Source organism: Pseudomonas sp. HY13-MNA-CIBAN-0226 (genome assembly GCF_040310305.1).
Classification (GTDB): domain Bacteria; phylum Pseudomonadota; class Gammaproteobacteria; order Pseudomonadales; family Pseudomonadaceae; genus Aquipseudomonas; species Aquipseudomonas gregormendelii.
The window spans coordinates 259,311-281,297 of record NZ_JBEOPS010000004.1; the positions used below are offsets into that span (position 1 = coordinate 259,311).

Sequence of the window (21,987 nt, forward strand, 5' to 3'; positions counted from 1 at the left end):
TTCATCTGAAGCCTGCCCATGTCGCTTTTTCACAGGATACGACGATGACCGTTTACTTCATCGGCGCCGGCCCCGGCGACCCGGAACTGATCACCGTCAAAGGCCAGCGCCTGATTCGCAGCTGCGCCGTCATCATTTACGCCGGCTCGCTGGTGCCCGCCGCCGTGCTCGAAGGCCATCATGCTGAACAGGTGGTCAACAGTGCCGAATTGCACCTGGAACAGATCATCGAACTGATCAAGGCTGCCCACGCCAAGGGCCAGGATGTGGCGCGGGTGCATTCCGGCGATCCGAGCCTGTATGGCGCCATCGGCGAGCAGATTCGCCACCTGCGCGAGCTGGGTATCCCTTTTGAGATCATTCCCGGGGTGACGGCCACGGCAGCCTGTGCCGCGCTGTTGGGTGCTGAATTGACCCTGCCGGACGTTTCCCAGAGCGTGATACTGACCCGCTACGCCGACAAGACGGCGATGCCGGCCGGTGAAGAACTGGCCAGCCTGGCACAACATGGCGCGACCATGGCGATCCATCTGGGGGTCAGCCACCTGCACAAGATCGTCCTCGAATTAACCCCGCATTACGGTGCCGATTGCCCGATCGCGGTGATTCACCGGGCGAGCTGGCCGGACCAGGATTGGGTGGTGGGGACTTTGGCAGATATTGCCGGGAAGGTGGAAGCCAAGGGTTTCCGGCGTACAGCGCTGATTCTGGTGGGTCGGGTGTTGGGCAGTGATCAGTTCAGCGAGTCTTCGCTGTATCGTGCGGGGCATGCGCATCTGTACAGGCCCCAAGAATAGAAGATCTTTTGGCTTCAGGCATAAAAAAACGGCACTCACGGGTGCCGTTTTTTTGCTTGCGCAGCGAACACCTTACTTAGTAGTAGGCGTTTTCTTTCTGCGTATGGTCAGTCACATCGCGCACGCCCTTGAGCTCCGGCACACGCTCGAGCAAGGTGCGCTCGATGCCTTCGCGCAAGGTCACGTCTGCCTGGCCGCAGCCCTGGCAACCGCCACCAAACTTGAGGACGGCGATGCCGTCGTCGACTACATCGATCAGGCTGACCTGGCCGCCGTGGCTGGCGAGGCCCGGGTTGATCTCGGTTTGCAGGTAGTAGTTGATGCGCTCGTTGATCGGGCTGTCGGCGTTGACCATTGGCACCTTGGCGTTGGGTGCCTTGATGGTCAACTGGCCACCCATGCGGTCGGTGGCGTAGTCGACTACCGCGTCGTCCAGGAACGCTTCGCTGAACGAATCGATGTAAGCGGTGAAGCTCTTTAGCCCCAGCGCCGTGTCTTCAGGTTTTTCTTCGCCCGGCTTGCAGTAGGCAATGCAGGTTTCAGCGTACTGGGTGCCGGGCTGGGTGATAAAGACGCGAATGCCGATACCCGGGGTGTTCTGCTTGGAGAGCAGATCAGCCAGATAATCGTGGGCGGCGTCAGTGATGGTAATAGCGGTCATGGAAACTCCTCGCAGGCTTGGGCGCAGTTTACGCCAATCAACGCGCGGGACAAAGTCCTAGTATTTTTGTCGGGAAAGAGCCGGCGACGGTTGAGCCTCGGTTTTGCCATCAACACGCTGTTTAAGCCACCGATAGCTGAATTTTTCCACCCAGTGGTAGCTGGCCCAGGAGCCCACGGCGATGGCCAGCACGCACAGCACAAACATGACGTAGGGGTTCACGCCATACCGTTGTGCGATAAAACCACCGGCGGACAGCACCAGCACATGCATCAGGTACACCGAGTAGGAACAATCGCCCAATAGCTTGAGCGTTCGATTGTGTTCAAAGAAACGCTCAAGCGCCATGCACGCCATGACCAGCACCGCGCTTGGCAGGCCCCAGACCACAAAGCGCGGTTGCGGGGGCGAATGGTAGATCATCAGCAACGCGCCGCTGATGCCCACCAGTGGCAGCCACAGGCCCGGGCGGATCCAGCCGCGGCGGTACAGCATGCCGATGGCGATACCCAGCAGGAACTCATAGACGATGTCCGAGCGATAGAACTGGCTGACCCAGCCATAACCCGTCCATGCCTGGCACACCGCGAACAACAACGCCCCGACCACCAGCAGCCTGACCTGCAGGCGGAACAACAGCGCCCAGGCGAACAGCACGTAGAAGAGCATTTCGTAGTTGAGGGTCCAGCCGACATTGAGTGTCGGATAAATGCCGTAGCCGCCGGGGTTTTCGCTGGGAACGAACAGCAGGGACAGGAGGAAGTGCGACCAGTCAACGGTCTGGTCTGGTAGCACCGGCTGGGCGAACACCACCAGTAGCGCCATCAACAGGGTGTAGAACCAGTAGGCCGGAACGATGCGAAACAGTCGATACAACAGGAATTTTCCGGGCGGCAGTGCTTTGCCTTCGGTGGACAGAAAGATCACCAGGCCGCTGATCACAAAGAAAATATCAACGCCCACCGCGCCCTTGTCGATGAACATCTGCCCGATCGGGCCACGGGCCTTGAAGTCGAAGAATATCTGCATGAAATGGTGGCAAACCACCGTCCAGGCGGCCAGGGCGCGTAATGCCTGTACAGAAATCAGCATTGATTGCCCTCCGTTGAACATCCACAAACCACCGCAATCGACCTGTGGGAGCGAGCAGGCTCGCTGCCACAGGTACATAAGTGTGCCCTGTAGATCGGACAACGCCGCGCCGACAAAGGTCTATCAAAGATTCTCGTAGCGGTTCATGTCCAGCACGCCCTCTTCCTCCGGCTGGGTCTCGTGCACATAGCGGCTCAGGTCGTGAAAGTACTGCCAGAACTGCGGATGGCTGCGGCGGATGCCCCAGCGCTCGATGATTATCTCCAGGCGGTTGGCGTCCTTGGCATTCTCCATGGCATCAACGAAAGCTGGCACCTGGTCGGCAGGAATGTTGAAGATGAAATTCGGATAGCTGCTCAGCACACCTGGAAAAATGGTCAGGGTGTCCAGGCCGGGTTGATAACGCAGTGACTCGCCCAGGAGAAACGCGACGTTGCTGTGGGCGCGATTGCGCAGCAGGCTGTAGACCTCACGCTGACCGCTGGCACTCTGCACGCGCAACAGGGTGGCTTCCGGCAACAGGTCGATGACCCTCAGCCCGGCGGCCGGGCGCGAGGTCAAGCGGCTCAAGGCTTGATCGGCATTCTGCAGGTCCGGGTCGATGTTGGGGCGCGAGCAATACGCACCGTCACAGCGATTGATCGGGTCGGGGCTGGCGTTGAGGTCGCCGTAGCGGGCCAGCAACTGCCGGGCAAAGTCACGCTTGGGGTCCTTTTCATCGAGCTTGAGCGCAGTGTCCTTGTCGTCGTCGATGCTCTCGTAATCCAGCCACATCTTGATTTTACCGCTGTTCTGGTACCAGTCGTCGAGGTAGCCCTCCCGGGAATCGGCGGGCATCAGGCGCAGGAAATTCTGCTCGGCGCCATTGCGGATCAGGTCGAAATACAGCCGCGTCTGCGCCTGGTGCGACACGTTGCCGAACACGTCGAAGTTGACCGCCAGCTGGTAATAGGTGCGTTCCAGCAGCGGATAATCGAACAGCCACATCGTTTGCGGCACTTCGCCAATCAAGCCCTTGGTCACCGACGCGCTGTCGAAATGGCGGAAGATACTCAGCAGCGCATTGTCATTGCCCGCCCACAGCGTCGACCAGCTCGGCGCCGGCGCGTCGGCATAACTGTCGCGGCGCAAGGCTTCGTACTCATTGCGTTTATTGCGGTAGTCGTGCCACAGGGTCAGCACACTGCCGACGTCATCGTCCTGCCCGGGCATCGCCAGCAGCGGCGTGGCCTGGCCGCGATAGTTGGGGTCGGTGATGTAGAGGTCGTGCTCCGGCGCCTGGAACAGTGCCCAGAAGTTATCGCGGATCACGTCGGTGGCAATCTGGCCACGGCACACCGGACCGCGAATAAAGGTGCGCACGAAGTACTCGGCGTTATCGAGCATGAACTGATAGCGCGCCTGGGCCGGGATCGCTTCGAAGGTACTGAACGGATTGGCCCGCCGTTCAGGGCCATAGCCGGGCAAGGCGTTGACCTGCCAGTTACCGGTGTAGAAAAGGCTCTTGACCCGGGCCATCTTCGGCGCGCTCAACGGGTAGCTGATGTGAGTCTTGTGCACGATCACCCCTTGCACGGGCCGCAGGCGGTAATACACCTGGGCCCCGGGATCGTCGTTGGGACGACGGGTCTTGATCAGGTCGATGGGCTGGCCGGTGGGTGTTCGCGAGCGCACCCACTGGAAAAAGTGCCCGGGCTCGCCGTCCTTGAAGTACAGGTGGGCCAGGAACCAGTGTTCGAACAACCAGCGCCCCACCAGGCTTTCCCGGGCACCCGGCGCATTGAGCAGGTTTTCCCACTGCAGCACCTGCAATGCTTCCCGGGCGGACGGCTGCAGGCCCTGCTCATCAATGGGCGCGCCCGAGGCCAGCCAGCGTTGCAGCGTCTGGTATTGCTGGTCGGTCAGGCCTGTCACTGCAAGCGGCATGCCCTCTTTGGGGTGGGCACCGGCGTAGCCGTCGAATTCGCCCGGCATGGCACACATGTTGGCCCGGTTCAGGCCAAGCGCGATCTCCTCGGGCAGTTTGGCATTGGGCTGCAACGGCGTGCGGTGGCCCAGTTCCAGCATCCGCGCCATCAGGGAAGCCTGGCTCGCCTGGGCGTCGAGCACCGAATAGAAGCCCTTCTGCTGCCAGGCCTGCTTGCCGAACGCATCGTAATACAGCCGGGTTGGCGCGGCCGCGCTGGTGCGTTCGCCGTCGTAGACCGGGGTCTTGCTGGCGCCCCGCGCCGCGCCCTCGCCGCTGCCCAGGTTCAACTGACAGGCGGCGTCATTGCAGGCGTGGCAGGCTACGCACTTTTCGGTGAAGATCGGTTGAATATCCCGCGTATAGGAAATGGCCGGCTCCTGCGCCGCAGCGCCCCAGCTCAAACACAGCACAATCATGCTGGTGACGAAGCGATACGACATGTCCCTGGTCCCGATCATGAGAAAACGCCGCGATTCTACCGGCACGGGGCTATCACCAACATGAGCGATATTCATGCAAAACCGGTACATGCTCTAAAAGCGCGCAGGTTTGCTATGATCCCGGCCCTTCGTAATGGTCTTTCCGAGTAGTCCACATGTCCGATCGCAGTGTTCGCCTTCAAGCTCTCAAGCACGCCCTCAAAGAGCGCATCCTGATTCTCGATGGCGGCATGGGCACCATGATCCAGAGCTACAAGCTCGAGGAGCAGGATTACCGGGGTAAACGCTTCGCAGACTGGCCGAGCGACGTCAAGGGTAACAATGACCTGCTGGTGCTGACTCGCCCGGACGTGATCGGCTCGATCGAAAAAGCCTACCTGGATGCCGGCGCCGACATCCTCGAAACCAACACCTTCAACGCCACCCAGGTATCCCTGGCCGATTACGGCATGCAGGGCCTGGCATACGAGTTAAACGTAGAAGGCGCACGCCTGGCGCGCAAGGTGGCTGATGCCAAGACCCTGGAAACTCCGGACAAGCCGCGTTTCGTCGCTGGCGTGATCGGGCCGACCAGTCGCACCTGCTCGCTGTCGCCGGACGTGAACAACCCCGGCTACCGCAACGTGACCTTCGATGAACTGGTGGAAAACTACACCGAAGCGGCCAAAGGCCTGATCGAGGGTGGCAGCGACCTGATCCTGATCGAAACCATCTTCGATACCTTGAACGCCAAGGCCGCAATCTTTGCCGTGCAGGGGGTGTTCGAGGAGCTGGGCATCGAGTTGCCGATCATGATCTCCGGCACCATTACCGACGCCTCTGGCCGAACCTTGTCGGGCCAGACCACCGAAGCCTTCTGGAACTCCGTGGCCCACGCCAAGCCGATATCGGTTGGCCTGAACTGCGCCCTCGGTGCCAGCGAGCTGCGCCCGTACCTGGAGGAGCTGTCGAACAAGGCAGGCACCCACGTCTCGGCGCACCCGAACGCCGGGCTACCCAACGAGTTCGGCGAGTACGACGAGCTGCCAGCGCAAACCGCCAAGGTCATCGAAGAGTTCGCCCAGAGCGGGTTTCTCAACATCGTCGGCGGCTGCTGCGGCACCACCCCGGGCCACATCGAAGCCATCGCCAAGGCGGTGGCGGGATATGCGCCGCGGCAGATTCCGGACATTCCCAAGGCGTGCCGCCTTTCCGGGCTTGAGCCGTTCACCATTGATCGCAGCTCGCTGTTCGTCAACGTCGGCGAGCGCACCAATATCACCGGCTCGGCAAAGTTCGCCCGCCTGATCCGTGAAGACAACTACACCGAAGCCCTGGAAGTCGCCCTGCAACAGGTCGAGGCTGGCGCCCAGGTGATCGACATCAACATGGACGAAGGGATGCTCGATTCGAAGAAGGCGATGGTGACCTTCCTCAATCTGATTGCCGGTGAACCGGACATCTCCCGCGTCCCGATCATGATCGACTCCTCGAAATGGGAAGTGATCGAGGCCGGCCTGAAATGCATCCAGGGCAAGGGCATCGTCAACTCGATCAGCATGAAAGAAGGCGTCGAGCAGTTCATGTATCACGCCAAGCTGTGCAAGCGCTATGGTGCGGCGGTGGTCGTGATGGCCTTCGACGAAGCCGGCCAGGCTGACACCGAAGCGCGCAAGAAGGAAATCTGCAAGCGCTCCTACGACATTCTGGTCAACGAAGTCGGCTTCCCGCCGGAAGACATCATTTTCGACCCGAACATCTTCGCCGTGGCTACCGGTATCGAAGAACACAATAACTATGCCGTGGACTTCATCAACGCCTGCGCCTATATCCGAGACGAGCTGCCGTATGCGCTGACGTCGGGCGGCGTGTCCAACGTGTCGTTCTCGTTCCGGGGCAACAACCCGGTGCGCGAAGCCATCCACTCGGTGTTTCTGTTGTATGCGATCCGCAACGGCCTGAGCATGGGCATCGTCAACGCCGGCCAGCTGGAGATCTATGACCAGATCCCGGCCGAACTGCGTGACGCCGTGGAAGACGTCGTGCTCAACCGTACCCCGGAAGGCACCGACGCCCTCCTCGCCATCGCCGACAAGTACAAGGGCGACGGCAGCGTCAAGGAAGCCGAGACCGAAGAGTGGCGCGGCTGGGACGTCAACAAGCGCCTGGAGCACGCACTGGTCAAGGGCATCACCACCCACATCGTCGAGGACACGGAAGAGTCGCGCCTGTCGTTCGCCCGCCCGATCGAAGTGATCGAAGGGCCGCTGATGTCCGGCATGAACATCGTTGGCGACCTGTTCGGCGCCGGCAAGATGTTCCTGCCGCAAGTGGTGAAGTCCGCCCGGGTGATGAAGCAGGCCGTCGCCCACCTGATTCCGTTTATCGAACTGGAAAAAGGCGACAAGCCCGAAGCCAAGGGCAAGATCCTGATGGCCACGGTCAAGGGCGATGTGCATGACATCGGCAAGAACATCGTCGGCGTGGTCCTGGGTTGTAACGGCTATGACATCGTCGACCTGGGCGTCATGGTGCCGGCGGAGAAAATCCTCCAGGTGGCCAGGGAGCAGAAGTGCGACATCATCGGCCTGTCCGGCCTGATCACCCCGTCGCTGGACGAGATGGTCCACGTAGCCCGCGAAATGCAGCGCCAGGATTTCCACCTGCCGCTGATGATCGGTGGCGCCACTACCTCCAAGGCACACACGGCGGTGAAGATCGAGCCCAAGTACAGCAATGACGCGGTGATTTATGTCACCGACGCCTCCCGCGCCGTGGGCGTGGCGACCCAGTTGTTGTCCAAGGAGTTGAAACCGGCTTTCGTCGAGAAGACTCGCCAGGACTACGTCGAGGTTCGCGAACGCACCGCCAATCGCAGCGCCCGCACTGAACGCCTTAGCTACCCGGCCTCGATCGCCAAGAAGCCGCAGTTCGACTGGAGCACTTACACGCCGGTCAAGCCGACGTTCACCGGTGCCCGGGTGCTGGATAATATCGATTTGAAGGTGCTGGCCGAATACATCGACTGGACGCCGTTCTTCATTTCCTGGGACCTGGCTGGCAAGTTTCCGCGCATCCTTACCGACGAAGTCGTGGGTGAAGCCGCCACCGCGCTTTACGCGGATGCCCGGGAGATGCTGGACAAGCTGATCAACGAAAAGCTGATCAGTGCCCGTGCGGTGTTCGGCTTCTGGCCGGCCAATCAGGTGCGCGACGACGACATCGAAGTCTACGGCGATGACGGCAAGCCGTTGGCCAAGCTGCATCACTTGCGCCAGCAGATCATCAAGACCGACGGCAAACCAAACTTCTCCCTGGCCGACTTCGTGGCGCCCAAGGACAGTGAGATCACCGACTACGTCGGCGGGTTCATCACCACTGCCGGCATCGGCGCCGAAGAAGTGGCCAAGGCTTACCAGGACGCCGGCGACGATTACAACTCGATCATGGTCAAGGCCCTGGCCGACCGCCTGGCCGAGGCCTGCGCCGAGTGGCTGCACCAGCAGGTGCGCAAGGGTTATTGGGGTTATGCCAAGGACGAGACCCTCGACAACGAGGCACTGATCAAGGAGCAGTACAGCGGCATCCGCCCTGCGCCGGGCTACCCGGCGTGCCCTGATCACACCGAGAAAAGCACGCTGTTCAGCCTGCTCGATCCTGAAGCCAGCGAAATGCAGGCCGGCCGCAGCGGCGTGTTTCTCACCGAGCACTACGCCATGTTCCCGGCTGCTGCAGTCAGCGGCTGGTACTTCGCCCATCCGCAGGCGCAGTACTTTGCCGTGGGCAAGATCGACAAGGACCAGGTGCAGAGTTACACCTCACGCAAAGGCCAGGAGCTCAGCGTGACCGAGCGCTGGCTGGCACCGAACCTGGGTTATGACAACTAAGATCTATAGATCGCAGCCCACGGCAGCCCGCACAAGCCCGTAGGAGCTGCCAAGTGAAACGAGGCTGCGATCTTTTGATCTTCAAACCCGGATCAAAAGATCGCAGCCTGCGGCAGCTCCTACAGGTCATCAGGCTGCGATCTGTTCTGCTTTGTCTATGCTTACCTTTCTCACACAGGTGAAGAGGGATTTATGGACGATCCGGTCGACAACAAACCGCCGAGCTTCTGGCAGATGCTACACAGCGTCATGGCTGCGGCGTTCGGGGTTCAAAGCGGGAAGAATCGGGCACGCGACTTCACCCATGGCAAGCCCAGTCATTTTGTCATCCTGGGCATCCTGTTCACGGCGGTGTTTGCCTTGACGTTGTTTGCCATCGTCAAGCTGGTGCTGCACCTGGCCGGCATCTGAGATAGCTGTCAGTGCATCAGGGTGTGCATGCTGAAGGGGTACCGGTAAGACGCCGGGCGGCCTTTTGCCGACAGGCGGCGGAAGTTCACCCGGTAATCGGTCGACGTCTGCATGGCCAGCAGACGCCGGGCCTGTGCCTGATCGACCACTTGCAACAGGGCAAGCATCTGGTCCCGTCCACCTTGCCGGTTCAGGTCTACACCGAGCTCATGGTCATGCAACTGCACCAGCGCCCAACCCCCAAGGGTAAAGTGCCCGCCCATCAACACGCTCAGGCGTCCGTCAACCTTGGCTTGCAACGCCGAAGGCGAGGTATTGACCGCGCTGAACAGTGCGTCCTTGCCGGGGACCCCGCCGGTCTCCGAATACGCCTGCATCGCGCCGAATGCCATTTCGTCATTGGCTGACCACACCAGGCTCACTTTGGGGTAGCGCTGGAACAACATTCGGGCTTGCTCGTACGCCCGCTGCCGGGTCCACCCGCTGTACACCAACTGGCGCAAGCGTACCTGCGGATGTTCGGCCAGGGCGCGATACATGCCTTGCTCGCGCAAATGGGCAGAGGGCGTAATTTTCAAGCCGGAAAAGGCCAGTAACTCGATCACCTGGCCGGGTGCGGCGGGCGGATGCTGGCGGATCAACTCCTTGAGCATCAGGTAGCCGCCCTCCTCGTCGTTGGGCACCAGGCTACCCAGCAAGTCCGGCCGCTCGCCCAGCAGGCTTTTCTGATTGTCGGTCAGGGACGCGTTGACCATGAACAGCTTGACGCCGCTACCCTGGGCCAGGCGCATGATTTGCGGAGCAACGTATTGCTCGTTGACGAAGATCAGGTAATCCGGACGCTGGGGCCCCTGCAATGCCTCACGGGCTTGCACCACGGTCAATTCCGGCATGCGTTCGCTATAGCGCACCTGCAGGTCGATGCCCAAGTCATCCGCCGCCGCTCGCATGAACTGTGCGTAGGTCACCCAGAAGGTTTCGTTGGTGCCACCGGGACTGAGGAACAGCACCGACTCGGCGCGCGCGGCTGAGCCCCAGGCAGCGCTGAGTGCCAGCAATAGAGTGAAGCAGTACTTGAGCATTGGTCGTCCGGGCCCCGAAAATCGCCGCGCATTATAGCCAGCGAAGCCCGGAAAATCGGTCTTTACCGCATGTTTTGTCCGACAATCGTCGGAATCAGGCCCGGACGAGGCGGTTTATTGATGACTGACCCAGAACACGGCAGTGCCCACGACCAGGATGATCAGGAACAAAATCGCCCAGGCATCAACCGTACTGTCGGGTTTTGAAGCTTTGGTAGGGTTGCTCATTGCATCGCCTCTTGTCGGTTTTATCGGTGATTGCACGAAGACTCGCTCACAGTTAAGACGATGATTGCCCACACCACAAACGCGGGTTTGCTAACAACGATTCTCGTTAGTCGTTTTGGTTCTTTACATATACTCAAACATCACTTTTGCGCATAACTACAAACTGGTATCTTGCCCCGGCTCCGTTGGGAGTGCGCGGCCGTGCGCGCAGAATTGCCGAGGCAGTATCGGACTTCAGCAAGCCCCACATGCAGCTGGAACCGACCGGCCCAAGCCTGAGAACAGGACTTATATGTACGTATACGACGAGTACGATCAGCGGATCATCGAGGACCGCGTCAAGCAGTTCCGTGATCAGACCCGACGCTATCTGGCAGGCGAGCTGAGCGAAGAAGAATTCCGCCCCCTGCGCCTGCAAAATGGCCTTTACATCCAGCGTTTCGCGCCGATGTTGCGGGTCGCGGTGCCTTACGGCCAACTGACTTCGCGCCAAACGCGAATGATGGCCAAGATCGCCCGTGACTATGACAAGGGCTATGCCCACATCAGCACCCGGCAGAACGTACAGTTCAACTGGCCGGCGCTGGAAGACATCCCGGATATCCTGGCAGAGCTGGCCACCGTGCAGATGCACGCGATCCAGACCAGCGGCAACTGCCTGCGCAATGTCACCACCGACCAGTTCGCCGGTGTCGCGTTCGATGAGCTGATTGATCCGCGCCCATGGTGCGAGATTGTTCGCCAGTGGACCACCTTCCACCCTGAGTTCGCCTACCTGCCGCGCAAGTTCAAGATCGCGATCAACGGTTCGACCTCCGACCGTGCCGCCATTGAAGTGCATGATATTGGCCTTGAGCCAGTGCACAACGCGGCCGGCGAGCTGGGTTTCCGCGTGCTGGTGGGTGGCGGCCTGGGCCGTACCCCGGTGGTGGGCGCTTTCATCAACGAATTCCTGCCGTGGCAGGACCTGTTGAGCTATCTCGACGCCATCCTGCGTGTCTACAACCGCTATGGCCGTCGTGACAACAAATACAAGGCGCGGATCAAGATCCTGGTCAAGGCGCTGACCCCCGAAGTCTTCGCCCAGAAAGTCGACGCGGAAATGGAGCACCTGCGCGGTGGCCAGACCACGCTGACCGAAGCCGAAGTGCATCGGGTGGCCAAACACTTCGTGGACCCCGAGTACCAGGCGCTGGACAACCAGAGCGCGGCCTTGGCCGAGCTTGACCAGCAGCACCCGGGCTTCGCACGCTGGCGCACGCGCAACACCCTGGCGCACAAGAAGCCGGGTTACGTTGCCGTGACATTATCGCTGAAACCTACCGGCGTGGCGCCGGGGGACATCACCGACAAACAGCTGGATGCCGTGGCTGATTTGGCCGAGCGTTACTCGTTCGGTCAACTGCGCACATCCCATGAACAGAACATCATTCTGGCGGACGTCGAGCAGAGCCAACTGTTTACCCTGTGGGGTGAACTGCGCGAGCAAGGGTTCGCCACGCCGAACATCGGCCTGCTGACCGACATCATCTGCTGCCCGGGCGGTGATTTCTGCTCCCTGGCCAACGCCAAGTCGATCCCGATTGCCGAATCGATCCAGCGTCGTTTCGATAACCTGGACTACCTGTTCGACATCGGCGAACTGGACCTGAACATTTCCGGTTGCATGAACGCCTGCGGTCACCACCACGTTGGCCACATCGGCATTCTCGGGGTGGACAAGAAAGGCGAAGAGTTTTACCAGGTCTCCCTGGGTGGCAGCGCCAGTCGCGATGCGAGCCTGGGCAAGATCCTCGGCCCGTCCTTCGCCCAGGAAGCCATGCCTGATGTGATCGAGAAGCTGATCAACGTGTACGTCGAACAACGTACCGAAGACGAGCGCTTCATCGACACTTACCAGCGTATCGGCATCGACCTCTTCAAGGAGCGCGTCTATGCAGCGAATCATTAAGAACAACGAAGTCGTCGACGAAACCTGGCACCTGCTGCCCAAGGACTTCAACATCGACGAGATCAGCAACTGCGACGACCTGATCGTCCCGCTGCAGCTGTGGCGTGAACACAGCCGCATGCTCAAGGCCCGCGATGGCGGCCTTGGCGTGTGGCTGGATGCGGATGAAGAAGCGGAAGAAATCGGTGACGACGTGGACCAGTTCCAGGTCATCGCCCTGAACTTTCCCGCCTTCACCGATGGTCGCAACTACTCCAACGCCCGCCTGCTGCGTGACCGCTACGGCTTCAAAGGCGAGTTGCGGGCAATCGGCGATGTGCTGCGCGACCAGCTGTTCTATCTGCGTCGCTGCGGCTTCGATGCCTTCGCATTGCGCGCTGACAAAGACCCGTACGAAGCGCTGGAAAGCCTCAAGGATTTCTCGGTGACCTATCAGGCCGCCACTGACGAACCGCTGCCGCTGTTCCGTCGTCGCTGATGCTGCAAAGGCATGACCCCGCCCGGGACCATGCCTCATTAAGACTGAGCCCTTTCACCTTCAACAAGTGAAAGGGCTCAGTGGCGACAGGGTTACTTACCAGAAGCGTTGTTGAGTCAACCGGCTCCACCAGGTCAGCAGTACCCGGTCGACTGAACCGCTGGCCGCCATGCCGATGCGTTCCTGCAAGCTTTTACGTTCGGCATAGTGCAGGTGGTACAGCTCGGATTTCTTCGCCCGTTCTGCCAGGTACTCGTCGCTGGTCTTGAGTTCGTCGACCAGTTGCAGGTCCAACGCAGCCATGCCCAGCCAGATTTCGCCGGTGGCGACCTCATCGATGGCCAGTTGTGGGCGGTAACGCGAGACGAAGTTCTTGAACAGCTGATGGGTGATGTCCAGGTCTTCCTGGAATTTTTCCCGGCCCTTCTCGGTGTTTTCGCCGAACACGGTCAAGGTGCGCTTGTATTCCCCGGCAGTCAGCACCTCGAAATCGATATCATGTTTCTTCAGCAGGCGGTTGACGTTGGGCAGTTGCGCAACCACCCCGATGGAACCGAGGATGGCAAAGGGTGCGCTGATGATCTTCTCGCCAATGCACGCCATCATGTAGCCGCCGCTCGCCGCCACCTTGTCGATGCACACGGTCAAGGGCACGCCCGCATCACGGATGCGCGCCAGTTGCGACGACGCCAGGCCGTAGCTGTGCACCATGCCCCCGCCGCTTTCCAGGCGCAGCACCACTTCATCCTTGGGGGTCGCCAGGGTCAGCAATGCGGTGATCTCATGGCGCAGGCTTTCAGTGGCGGAGGCCTTGATGTCGCCATCGAAATCCAGCACGAAAACCCGTGGCTTGGCCTCGGGCTTGTTCTTTTGCTTTTTCTCGGTCTTGGCCTGGGACTTGCGCAGGGCCTTGAGCTGGTCCTTGTCGAGCAAGGTGTGCTCCAGGCGTTCGCGCAGGCCCTTGTAGAAATCATTCAGCTTGCTGACCTGCAACTGGCCGGCGGATTTGCGGCGACCCTTGCTGCGCAATGCCGCAAAACTGGCCATGACCACCAGAATGGCGACCACCAGTGTCACGGTCTTGGCCAGGAAACTGGCGTACTCTGCAAAAAACTCCACAGCAACTCCTTCATTACTAAGCGCGGCATGAAAACGCACGCGGGGTGGTTACCAGCATACCCATGCGCCGGCCTGTCGGCCAGCCGCGAAACCTGTGGTAACAGGCCTGGAACGAGCATTTCAAACAAGCGTATGTTTTTTCATTGACAGCACACCGTCATCCCCCATAACCTCGCCAGACCTTCAACGTACCGGGATGAAGCGGACGTGGGCAGCATCTATCTGATTCGACATGGCCAAGCCTCCTTTGGTGCAGACGATTACGACGTCCTGTCGCCGACCGGCGTGCGCCAGGCGCAAATCCTCGGCCAGCACCTGGCCGAACTGGGTATCAGCTTCGATCGCTGCCTGGCAGGCGACCTGCGCCGGCAACAGGATACTGCCACCGGCGCCCTCGACCAGTTCGCCGCCTTCGGGCTGCCCGTGCCGATTCTGGAAACCGATGCGGCGTTCAACGAATTCGACGCCGATGCGGTCATCCGCGCATTGCTGCCTGAAATGCTGCCGCAAGAACCCCAAGCCCTGCACATCCTGCGCAACGCCGCGCAGAACCGCGGCGAGTTCCAGCGCATCTTCGCGCTGATCATCGAGCGCTGGCTCGCCGGCACCTATGACACGCCGGGCCTGGAAAGCTGGCTGGGATTTGTCGAGCGCGTCCGGGCCGGCCTGCACCGCATCCTCGAAAGCGCCGACAACACCCAGAAAATCGCCGTGTTCACCTCCGGCGGGACCATCACTGCCCTGCTCCACCTGATCACCCAAATGCCTGCCCGGCAGGCTTTTGAACTGAACTGGCAAATCGTCAACACCTCGCTCAACCACCTGAAGTTTCGTGGGCGCGAGGTGGCACTGGCTTCCTTCAACAGCCATGCGCACCTGCAACTGCTGAAGGCCCCGGAACTCATCACATTTCGCTGAGTCCGGACTATTGTGACCCTGGCTGTAATCACCCAGCTCTAATTACCCAAGAAAGGATCAAACCATGACCTCCGTAGCTGACGCCGTACAAGCAATGAAAGCCAAGTTCAACCCAGCCGCTGCTGCCGGTCTGGACCTGGTCTTCGGTTTTCGCATCGACGACACCAAGAACTTCTCGCTGATCGTCAAGGACAGCACCTGCGAGCTGCAGGAAGGCGAAAACCCGGACGCCCAGGTGACCCTGGTGATGGACGGCGAAACCCTGGAAGGCATCGTCAGCGGCGAAACCGACGGCATGCAAGCGTTCATGGGCGGCAAATTGCGCGCTGAAGGCGACATGATGCTGGCGATGAAACTGTCCGAGCTGTTCCCGGCCTAAGCGATGGGCCCCGAACTTCGGGGCCGCGCTGGCTGCAAACGAATCCCGCCCTTCAAGGCGGGATTTGTCGTTTTTCGCCCCGGTAAAAGGCCGTGCGTGGATTTGCCGGCTATATTCCTTCTGGCCGCCTGCTTCAGAATCTGGCTGCCAACGCTAACTTGCGATGAACCCAGTCCTGTGGAGAGCACTGCCATGAGCCCACCTGACGATCAAGACGGATTTAACCGCCGCCGTGTACTGCAAGGCCTTTCGGCAGGTGCCGTCGGTGCCTGGATCAGCCCGCTGTTTGCAGGGAGTAAAACCATGCCCGACGCCCCCGCCGACCTCATCTTGTACAATGGACGCCTGCACACAGTCGATCGCAAGAAGCCCCAGGCCAGTGCCGTGGCGATCAAGGACGGGCGTTTCGTGGTGGTTGGCAGCGATGCTCAGGCCATGGCGTTGCAAGGTCCCGGTACGCAAATCGTCGACCTGCACGGACGCACCGTCATCCCCGGCCTCAATGACTCGCACCTGCACCTGATTCGCGGCGGTTTGAACTACAACCTCGAACTGCGCTGGGAAGGCGTCCCATCCCTGGTCGATGCCTTGCGCATGCTCAAGGACCAGGCCGATCGCACGCCAACGCCACAATGGGTACGTGTGGTCGGTGGCTGGAATGAGTTCCAGTTCGCCGAGAAACGCCTGCCCAGCATTGACGAACTGAACAAGGCCGCCCCGGACACCCCGGTATTTGTCCTGCACCTTTACGACCGCGCCCTTCTCAACCGCGCAGCGTTGAAGGTCGTCGGATACACCCGGAACACGCCCAACCCTCCCGGTGGCGAGATCCAGCGCGACGCCAATGGCGATCCAACCGGAATGTTGATTGCTCGACCCAACGCGATGATCCTCTACTCGACCCTGGCGAAGGGGCCCAAGCTCCCGCTGGAATACCAGGTCAACTCGACCCGCCAGTTCATGCGCGAACTTAATCGCCTGGGCGTTACCAGCGCCATCGATGCCGGTGGCGGCTACCAGAATTATCCTGATGATTACCAGGTCATCCAGCAGTTGGCTCGGGACAAGCAACTCACGGTCCGCATTGCCTACAACCTGTTCACACAGAAGCCGAAGGAAGAGCTTGCCGATTTCAAGAACTGGACGAGCACCTCTCGCTACGGCCAGGGCGATGACTTTCTACGGCATAACGGCGCCGGCGAGATGCTGGTGTTTTCCGCAGCCGACTTCGAGGACTTCCTCGAGCCTCGTCCCGACCTGCCGCAAACCATGGAACAGGAACTTGAACCCGTGGTTCGGCACCTGGTGGAACAACGCTGGCCATTCCGCCTGCATGCCACCTACAACGAATCCATCAGCCGCATGCTCGATGTGTTCGAGAAGGTCAATCGCGATATCCCTTTCGATGGGCTGCCCTGGTTTTTCGATCATGCCGAAACCATTACCCCGCAGAATATCGAACGGGTCAAAGCGCTCGGCGGCGGTATCGCGATTCAGGATCGCATGGCGTTCCAGGGTGAGTATTTTGTCGAGCGCTACGGCGCCAAGGCGGCCGAACACACCCCGCCCATCGCGCGCATGCTCGCCGAAGGCCTGCCCGTCGGGGCCGGCACTGATGCCACGCGGGTGTCGAGCTATAACCCCTGGACTTCGCTCTACTGGCTCGTCAGCGGTCGCACCGTCGGGGGTCTGGAGCTGTATCCCCAGGGCCTGAGCCGCGACACCGCGCTGGAACTGTTCACCCATGGCAGCGCCTGGTTTTCTTCCGAACAAGGCAAGAAAGGTCAGATCAAGGTGGGACAACTGGCGGACCTTATCGCCCTTTCAGCCGACTATTTCCACATCGAAGACGAGGCGGTCAAATGGATCGAATCGGTGTTGACGATTGTCGATGGCAAAATCGTCTACGGCACTGCCGAGTTCGGCAAACTCGGCCCCCCGCCAGTGCCAGTGGTGCCTGAATGGTCCCCGGTGGTCACAGTGCCCGGCCACTGGAAACCCCTGGCGCCGCTAACCGCACAGGTTCATCAATGTGTGGGCGCCTGCGCGGTGCACGCCCACAGCCATGAGCGGGCGCGGCTGTCCTCGGCTCCGGTCAGTGATTTCCAGGGCTTCTGGGGAGCGTTCGGGTGTTCGTGTTTTGCATTCTAAGCGACGTTCCAGGTCCCCGTGCATGTGTGACGTGCACTGGGGGCGCCTGGCTTGAGAACACAGTTGCTACAATGCCTGCACCTCCCGCACCGGCCGCCCCATGGACATCGATCTCGCCCGCACCTTCCTCGAAATTGTTCGTCACGGCAGCCTCGCCGCCGCAGCGCAGAAGCTGCATGTTACCCAGACCGCCATCACTGCACGGGTACAAAAACTCGAAAGCCAGCTCGGCAGTACGCTGTTTGTGCGCAATCGCGCCGGCGCCCGCCTGACGCCCAACGGCGAGGCCTTTGTGGTGTACGCCAACCAGCTGGTGCAAACCTGGGAAGCGGCGCGCCGGGATTTGCCGCTGCCCGAGGGTTATCACAATGTCCTGCACATTGGTGGCGAAGTCAGCCTGTGTAACCCGCTGATGCTCGGCTGGGCCGGCGAACTGCGGGAGAAGATTCCCGGCCATGCGCTGCGCATGGAAGTCCGCGATGGCGAACATTTGTTGCGCCAGCTGGAGCTCGGGCTACTGGACGCAGCCCTGGTGTATCACCCCGAGTACTGGCCGCGCCTGCAAGTTGAGCAGGTACTGGAAGAAAAGCTGATTCTGGTTCGCCTGGTGGCCAAACCCGCCCCTTACGTCTATATCGATTGGGGTCCGGACTTCCGCCGCCAGCACGATGCGGCGCTGCCAGAAAATGCCCGGGCCGCCTTGAGCTTCAACCTTGGCCCGCTTGGCCTGCAATACATTCTCGAACACGGTGGCAGCGGCTATTTCCGCACTCGAGTGGTCCAGAGCTACCTGGAAAGTGGCGTCATGGAAATAGTGCCCAAGGCCCCGGAGTTCAACTACCCGACCTATCTGGTCTACTCCCGCGACCGCGATTCGGCGACGCTGCAGCAGGCATTCGATCTGCTACGCGAAGTCATCAAGCGCGATGGTGACTGGTCACAGCGCTGGGACCCGCTGATCTGAGCACGCGCTGCACCGGAGCATGGCATTTGTGCCGTCGAGATCAATCCGGGCAGACGCCTGGAATCGGCTAATCTGCTGGGGTGACCATCATCCGGGGTGAATGCAGTGAGGCAGACCACCGATCTATTCCGCAGCCGCTACCGCGCTGCCGTGCACCCGCGCTACAACCCCTGGCTGCACGGCGTTTTTGTACTGGTATTCGGACTGCTGGCCTGTGGCGCATTCTGGAGTACTGTGCAACAGGTCCAGCCAGGGGAATGGCTGGCCGTGCCGCTGACCCTGCTGCTGTTCAACGCCGGCGTCTACCTGGTGCACCGTCACCTCGGGCACCACAAAAAAAGCTTTGCGCGAATGTTCTACGCCCGACACGCCGGCGATCACCACAGTTTCTTCACCCCCGGGCACATGAGCTATGACAGCGCCCGGGATTGGCGGGTGATCCTGTTTCCGGCGTGGTTGATCGTGCTGCACACCCTGGTGATTACCTTGCCCCTGTGGTGGCTGCTGTCGCTGATCAATACCAACGTTGCCGGTTTGTTCGGTGGCTGCCTGGTGCTTGGTTACCTCACCTATGAAGTGTTCCATGCCTGCGAACACTTGCCGCCGAGCAACCGTCTGACCCGGCTGCCGTGGATCCGCCAGATGCGTCGCCTGCACGAATTGCATCACCGCCGCGAACTGATGCAGGAACGCAATTTCAACATTGTCTTGCCCTTGATGGATTACCTGTTCGGCACCCTCTACTGGGAACCGGAACACCTCACCACCCCCCCGACGAGTAGGCCCATGACCCGCATGCAGCATCAAGTCGACATCGCCGCAAACCCGATTGAGGTGCTCGCCTACGCCAGCGCCGCAACCCGCTGGCCGGAGTGGCACCCGTCGTCCCTGACAGTCGACGGACAGGCCGGCCCGCTGCATGCAGGGTCACGCTTCGAAGAAGACATTCGCGCCGGAGGCCGTGAAGGTCACCTGAGCTGGGTGGTCGAGGAATACTTGCCGGGACGGCGCTGGATTGCCCGCGCCCAGGGCGATAACGGCCTGTCGCTGGTGCTGACCTATGAGTGCGCGGCCCAGGGCAATGGCACACGGTTTATCCGCACCCTGGACTATCAGTTCGAGAGCCTGGCGATGCGCCTGGCCAATCACCTTCTGCTCAAGCACCGCATTGACCGCGAGTCTACGCAATCCATGCTGGCCTTGCGCGCAATGGCGCAACAGCACCTGGCCCCCACAGGAGCCACTGCGTGAGTCGATCCATAAGGTTTCGTCATGTCGTATTGCTGGTGCTGGTGGCTATTGCGGCGTTCCTGTTGTTGATGCCCACCAAGGTCCGACCGGTGGCCTGGAACCCGCCACCGGCGCCTTCGCTCACCAGTGGCGTCTACGTAGACAATCAGCGCCTCAACGACGTCGAGCAAGTGGGCGCCGGCAACCTCGAAGGCCCGGAGGCATTGCTGCTCGAAGACAATGCGCTGATCACCGGGCTGCACGACGGTCGGTTGATCCGTACCAGCCTCGACGGCAAGACCACCCAGGTCCTGGCCGACACCGGAGGCCGACCGTTGGGCCTGGCGCGACATCCAAACGGCTTGCTGGTGATTGCCGACGGGGTCAAGGGCTTGTTATCCCTGGATGCCCAGGGCCGCCTGATTCCATTGGTCACAGAGGCCAAGGGAGTGCCCTTGGGTTTTACCGACGACGTGGCCATCGACAAGTCCGGGCACTACGCCTATTTCAGTGACGCTTCCAGCCGGTTCGGCTATGGCAGCGATGGTGATGCCATCATCGAGCATGGCGGTGACGGGCGCTTGCTACGCTACGACTTCCAGACCGGCAAGACAGCCGTGCTGCTGGACAAGCTGGAGTTCGCCAACGGCGTCACACTGGGCCCGGACGACAGCTTTGTGCTGGTCAACGAAACCGGCGCCTATCGCATCAGCCGCTATTGGTTGAGCGGTCCGAAAGCCGGCACTCATGATGTGTTTATCGACAACCTGCCAGGTATGCCAGACAACCTGTCGTTCAACGGCGAGAACCGTTTCTGGGTGGCGCTCTACGCCCCGCGCAACGCCCTGCTGGATGCCTCGGCGCCGCACCCCTTCGTGCGCAAAATGATCGCCCGGGCCATGAGCGTGCTGCCCAAGCCGGTGGAAAAGCGTGGGTTTGCGCTGGGCATGGATTTGCAAGGACAGGTGATTGCCAATCTACAAGACGGGAGTCGCGACAATTATTCGCCCATCACCACCGTGCGCGAGTATGGCGAGTGGTTGTATTTTGGGTCGCTGAAGGCTAATCACATGGTGCGGTTGCCCCTGGCGAAGGCGCTCCAATAATCGGACTATGCAGGAGCCGGCCAGGTGCAGGCCCCTGCTGTCAGGTTAGTTACCTGGCCTGGAGTTGCTGGACGATCTTGTCCTTGACCTGCAAGCGCTTCTCCTTGAGCTTCTTCAGCGCATCATCACTGGGCGCATCCGACTGGGCGGTCTCTGCCTTCACCACCTCCGCATCGGCCTGCGAATACTTGTTGATCAGTGAATCCAGTAATGGATCCTTGGTGCGTTTTTGCTGGATCTCTTCCTTTGACAGTTTCAGGTCCTGATACAGATCGTGGGTCACCGGCATGGAACACCTCCGTTTGTTGATCGGCGGTGAACGCGATCAATTGCGTTCACCAATTGCCAGAATGGCCTTGGTTGGCAGGTTCTGTCGATACCGGGAGTGTCCGTTCGTCGTCCTGGCGCAAACGCGATCAAACCTTTGGCCATTCATCCCCCTCCATTTACTAACGATCAACGGATCGCTCATAAAAACTGTGTGGAGAATGATCAATGGACGGATTCACCTTACGTAACCTCGCCCTGGCCGTAGCCTTGAGCACCGGTATGGGCACAGCGTTTGCCGCCACTTCCAACGACTTCGTCGACAATGCCGCCGCTGGCGGGATCGCCGAAATCGAGACCAGCCGACTGGCCCTGGAAAAGAGCTCATCGGCCGATATCAAGGCGTTTGCCAACATGATGATCACTGATCATTCCAAAGCCAACGATGAACTTGCAGCGCTGGCGCGCAAGAACGACATCGAAGTGCCGGACACCACGACCTTGGTGAAGCAGGCCAAGGAAAAGATCCTGGAAGTGCGTGATGAGTCCTTCGACGCCGCCTACGCCAACAATCAGGTCAAGGCACACGAGGAAACCATCGAGTTGTTCAAGAAAGAAGCCAATACCGTGACCGACGACAAATTAAAAGGCGCCACCGAGCTCAAGGCGTTCGCGCAAAAAATGCTGCCAGCGCTGGAAAAACACTTGGCAGAGGCGAAAAAACTGCAAGCTGCGCATCCAGACAAGTAAGGCGCTCCAACAAAAAGGCCGCATCAATCGATGCGGCCTTTTTCATGTGGCTGTCTCGTCCTGAATAAGGTTTACACCTTCTGGCTTCTTATCAGGAAGGTGCAATGAATACGGGCGAAAAACGTAGC

Annotated in this window: 18 protein-coding genes; 12 read left to right on the forward strand and 6 right to left on the reverse strand. The window is 60.3% G+C overall.

All coding sequences use genetic code 11. The features are described 5' to 3' along the window. Positions 1 to 44 precede the first annotated feature (44 nt). Positions 45 to 797, forward strand: a complete 753-nt coding sequence (gene cobM, locus AAEZ05_RS06575; protein ID WP_350646835.1) for a precorrin-4 C(11)-methyltransferase — start codon at positions 45 to 47, stop codon at positions 795 to 797. A 76-nt stretch (positions 798 to 873) separates the two neighbouring features. Here the strand turns inward: cobM and nfuA are convergent, their stop codons facing one another. From nfuA to AAEZ05_RS06590, 3 genes are all read right to left on the reverse strand, one after another. Then, the gene (gene nfuA / locus AAEZ05_RS06580; protein WP_045057579.1) at positions 874 to 1,458 is read right to left on the reverse strand and encodes a Fe-S biogenesis protein NfuA; all 585 of its coding nucleotides are present in this window, start codon (positions 1,456 to 1,458) and stop codon (positions 874 to 876) included. A 57-nt stretch (positions 1,459 to 1,515) separates the two neighbouring features. Then, positions 1,516 to 2,550, reverse strand: coding sequence for an acyltransferase family protein (locus AAEZ05_RS06585; protein ID WP_350646836.1), 1,035 nt, complete (start codon positions 2,548 to 2,550; stop codon positions 1,516 to 1,518). A gap of 123 nt (positions 2,551 to 2,673) precedes the next feature. Continuing rightward, positions 2,674 to 4,959, reverse strand: coding sequence for a fatty acid cis/trans isomerase (locus AAEZ05_RS06590; RefSeq protein ID WP_350646837.1), 2,286 nt, complete (start codon positions 4,957 to 4,959; stop codon positions 2,674 to 2,676). Positions 4,960 to 5,114: 155 nt separating this feature from the next. Here AAEZ05_RS06590 and metH point away from each other — a divergent pair, with 155 nt between their 5' ends. Continuing rightward, entirely contained in the window at positions 5,115 to 8,825 is a 3,711-nt protein-coding gene (metH, locus tag AAEZ05_RS06595) for a methionine synthase (protein WP_350646838.1), read from the forward strand. 192 nt (positions 8,826 to 9,017) lie between these two features. Further along, on the forward strand, positions 9,018 to 9,236 hold the full coding sequence (locus AAEZ05_RS06600) for a DUF2970 domain-containing protein (protein ID WP_045057583.1): 219 nt from the start codon (positions 9,018 to 9,020) through the stop codon (positions 9,234 to 9,236). 8 nt (positions 9,237 to 9,244) lie between these two features. Here the strand turns inward: AAEZ05_RS06600 and AAEZ05_RS06605 are convergent, their stop codons facing one another. Continuing rightward, positions 9,245 to 10,318, reverse strand: coding sequence for an ABC transporter substrate-binding protein (locus tag AAEZ05_RS06605; RefSeq protein ID WP_350646839.1), 1,074 nt, complete (start codon positions 10,316 to 10,318; stop codon positions 9,245 to 9,247). 520 nt (positions 10,319 to 10,838) lie between these two features. Between AAEZ05_RS06605 and AAEZ05_RS06610 the strand changes: the two genes are divergently transcribed. Then, the gene (locus AAEZ05_RS06610) at positions 10,839 to 12,497 is read left to right on the forward strand and encodes a nitrite/sulfite reductase (protein ID WP_122840645.1); all 1,659 of its coding nucleotides are present in this window, start codon (positions 10,839 to 10,841) and stop codon (positions 12,495 to 12,497) included. Further along, positions 12,481 to 12,975, forward strand: coding sequence for a DUF934 domain-containing protein (locus tag AAEZ05_RS06615; RefSeq protein WP_045057586.1), 495 nt, complete (start codon positions 12,481 to 12,483; stop codon positions 12,973 to 12,975). The genes AAEZ05_RS06610 and AAEZ05_RS06615 overlap by 17 nt, the downstream gene beginning before the upstream one ends. Before the next feature lie 96 nt (positions 12,976 to 13,071). Here AAEZ05_RS06615 and sohB read toward each other — a convergent pair whose 3' ends face one another. Then, positions 13,072 to 14,094, reverse strand: a complete 1,023-nt coding sequence (sohB, locus tag AAEZ05_RS06620; protein WP_045057587.1) for a protease SohB — start codon at positions 14,092 to 14,094, stop codon at positions 13,072 to 13,074. A 207-nt stretch (positions 14,095 to 14,301) separates the two neighbouring features. Here sohB and AAEZ05_RS06625 point away from each other — a divergent pair, with 207 nt between their 5' ends. From AAEZ05_RS06625 to AAEZ05_RS06650, 6 genes are all read left to right on the forward strand, one after another. Then, complete coding sequence (locus tag AAEZ05_RS06625) at positions 14,302 to 15,012, forward strand: histidine phosphatase family protein (RefSeq protein WP_045057588.1); 711 nt, start codon at positions 14,302 to 14,304, stop codon at positions 15,010 to 15,012. A 64-nt stretch (positions 15,013 to 15,076) separates the two neighbouring features. Then, complete coding sequence (locus tag AAEZ05_RS06630; RefSeq protein ID WP_008154977.1) at positions 15,077 to 15,391, forward strand: SCP2 sterol-binding domain-containing protein; 315 nt, start codon at positions 15,077 to 15,079, stop codon at positions 15,389 to 15,391. A gap of 303 nt (positions 15,392 to 15,694) precedes the next feature. Continuing rightward, complete coding sequence (locus tag AAEZ05_RS06635) at positions 15,695 to 17,542, forward strand: amidohydrolase (protein WP_205892873.1); 1,848 nt, start codon at positions 15,695 to 15,697, stop codon at positions 17,540 to 17,542. A 100-nt stretch (positions 17,543 to 17,642) separates the two neighbouring features. After that, complete coding sequence (locus AAEZ05_RS06640) at positions 17,643 to 18,506, forward strand: LysR family transcriptional regulator (protein ID WP_350646840.1); 864 nt, start codon at positions 17,643 to 17,645, stop codon at positions 18,504 to 18,506. Between the two features lie 105 nt (positions 18,507 to 18,611). Then, complete coding sequence (locus AAEZ05_RS06645; protein ID WP_350646841.1) at positions 18,612 to 19,757, forward strand: sterol desaturase/SRPBCC family protein; 1,146 nt, start codon at positions 18,612 to 18,614, stop codon at positions 19,755 to 19,757. After that, entirely contained in the window at positions 19,754 to 20,842 is a 1,089-nt protein-coding gene (locus tag AAEZ05_RS06650) for an SMP-30/gluconolactonase/LRE family protein (protein ID WP_045057591.1), read from the forward strand. The genes AAEZ05_RS06645 and AAEZ05_RS06650 overlap by 4 nt, the downstream gene beginning before the upstream one ends. A 49-nt stretch (positions 20,843 to 20,891) precedes the next feature. Here AAEZ05_RS06650 and AAEZ05_RS06655 read toward each other — a convergent pair whose 3' ends face one another. Continuing rightward, the gene (locus AAEZ05_RS06655; RefSeq protein WP_045057592.1) at positions 20,892 to 21,131 is read right to left on the reverse strand and encodes a DUF465 domain-containing protein; all 240 of its coding nucleotides are present in this window, start codon (positions 21,129 to 21,131) and stop codon (positions 20,892 to 20,894) included. 206 nt (positions 21,132 to 21,337) lie between these two features. Here AAEZ05_RS06655 and AAEZ05_RS06660 point away from each other — a divergent pair, with 206 nt between their 5' ends. Next, a complete protein-coding gene (locus AAEZ05_RS06660; RefSeq protein ID WP_350646842.1) occupies positions 21,338 to 21,859 on the forward strand; it encodes a DUF4142 domain-containing protein in 522 nt (173 codons plus the stop codon). The last annotated feature ends 128 nt before the right edge of the window (positions 21,860 to 21,987 follow it).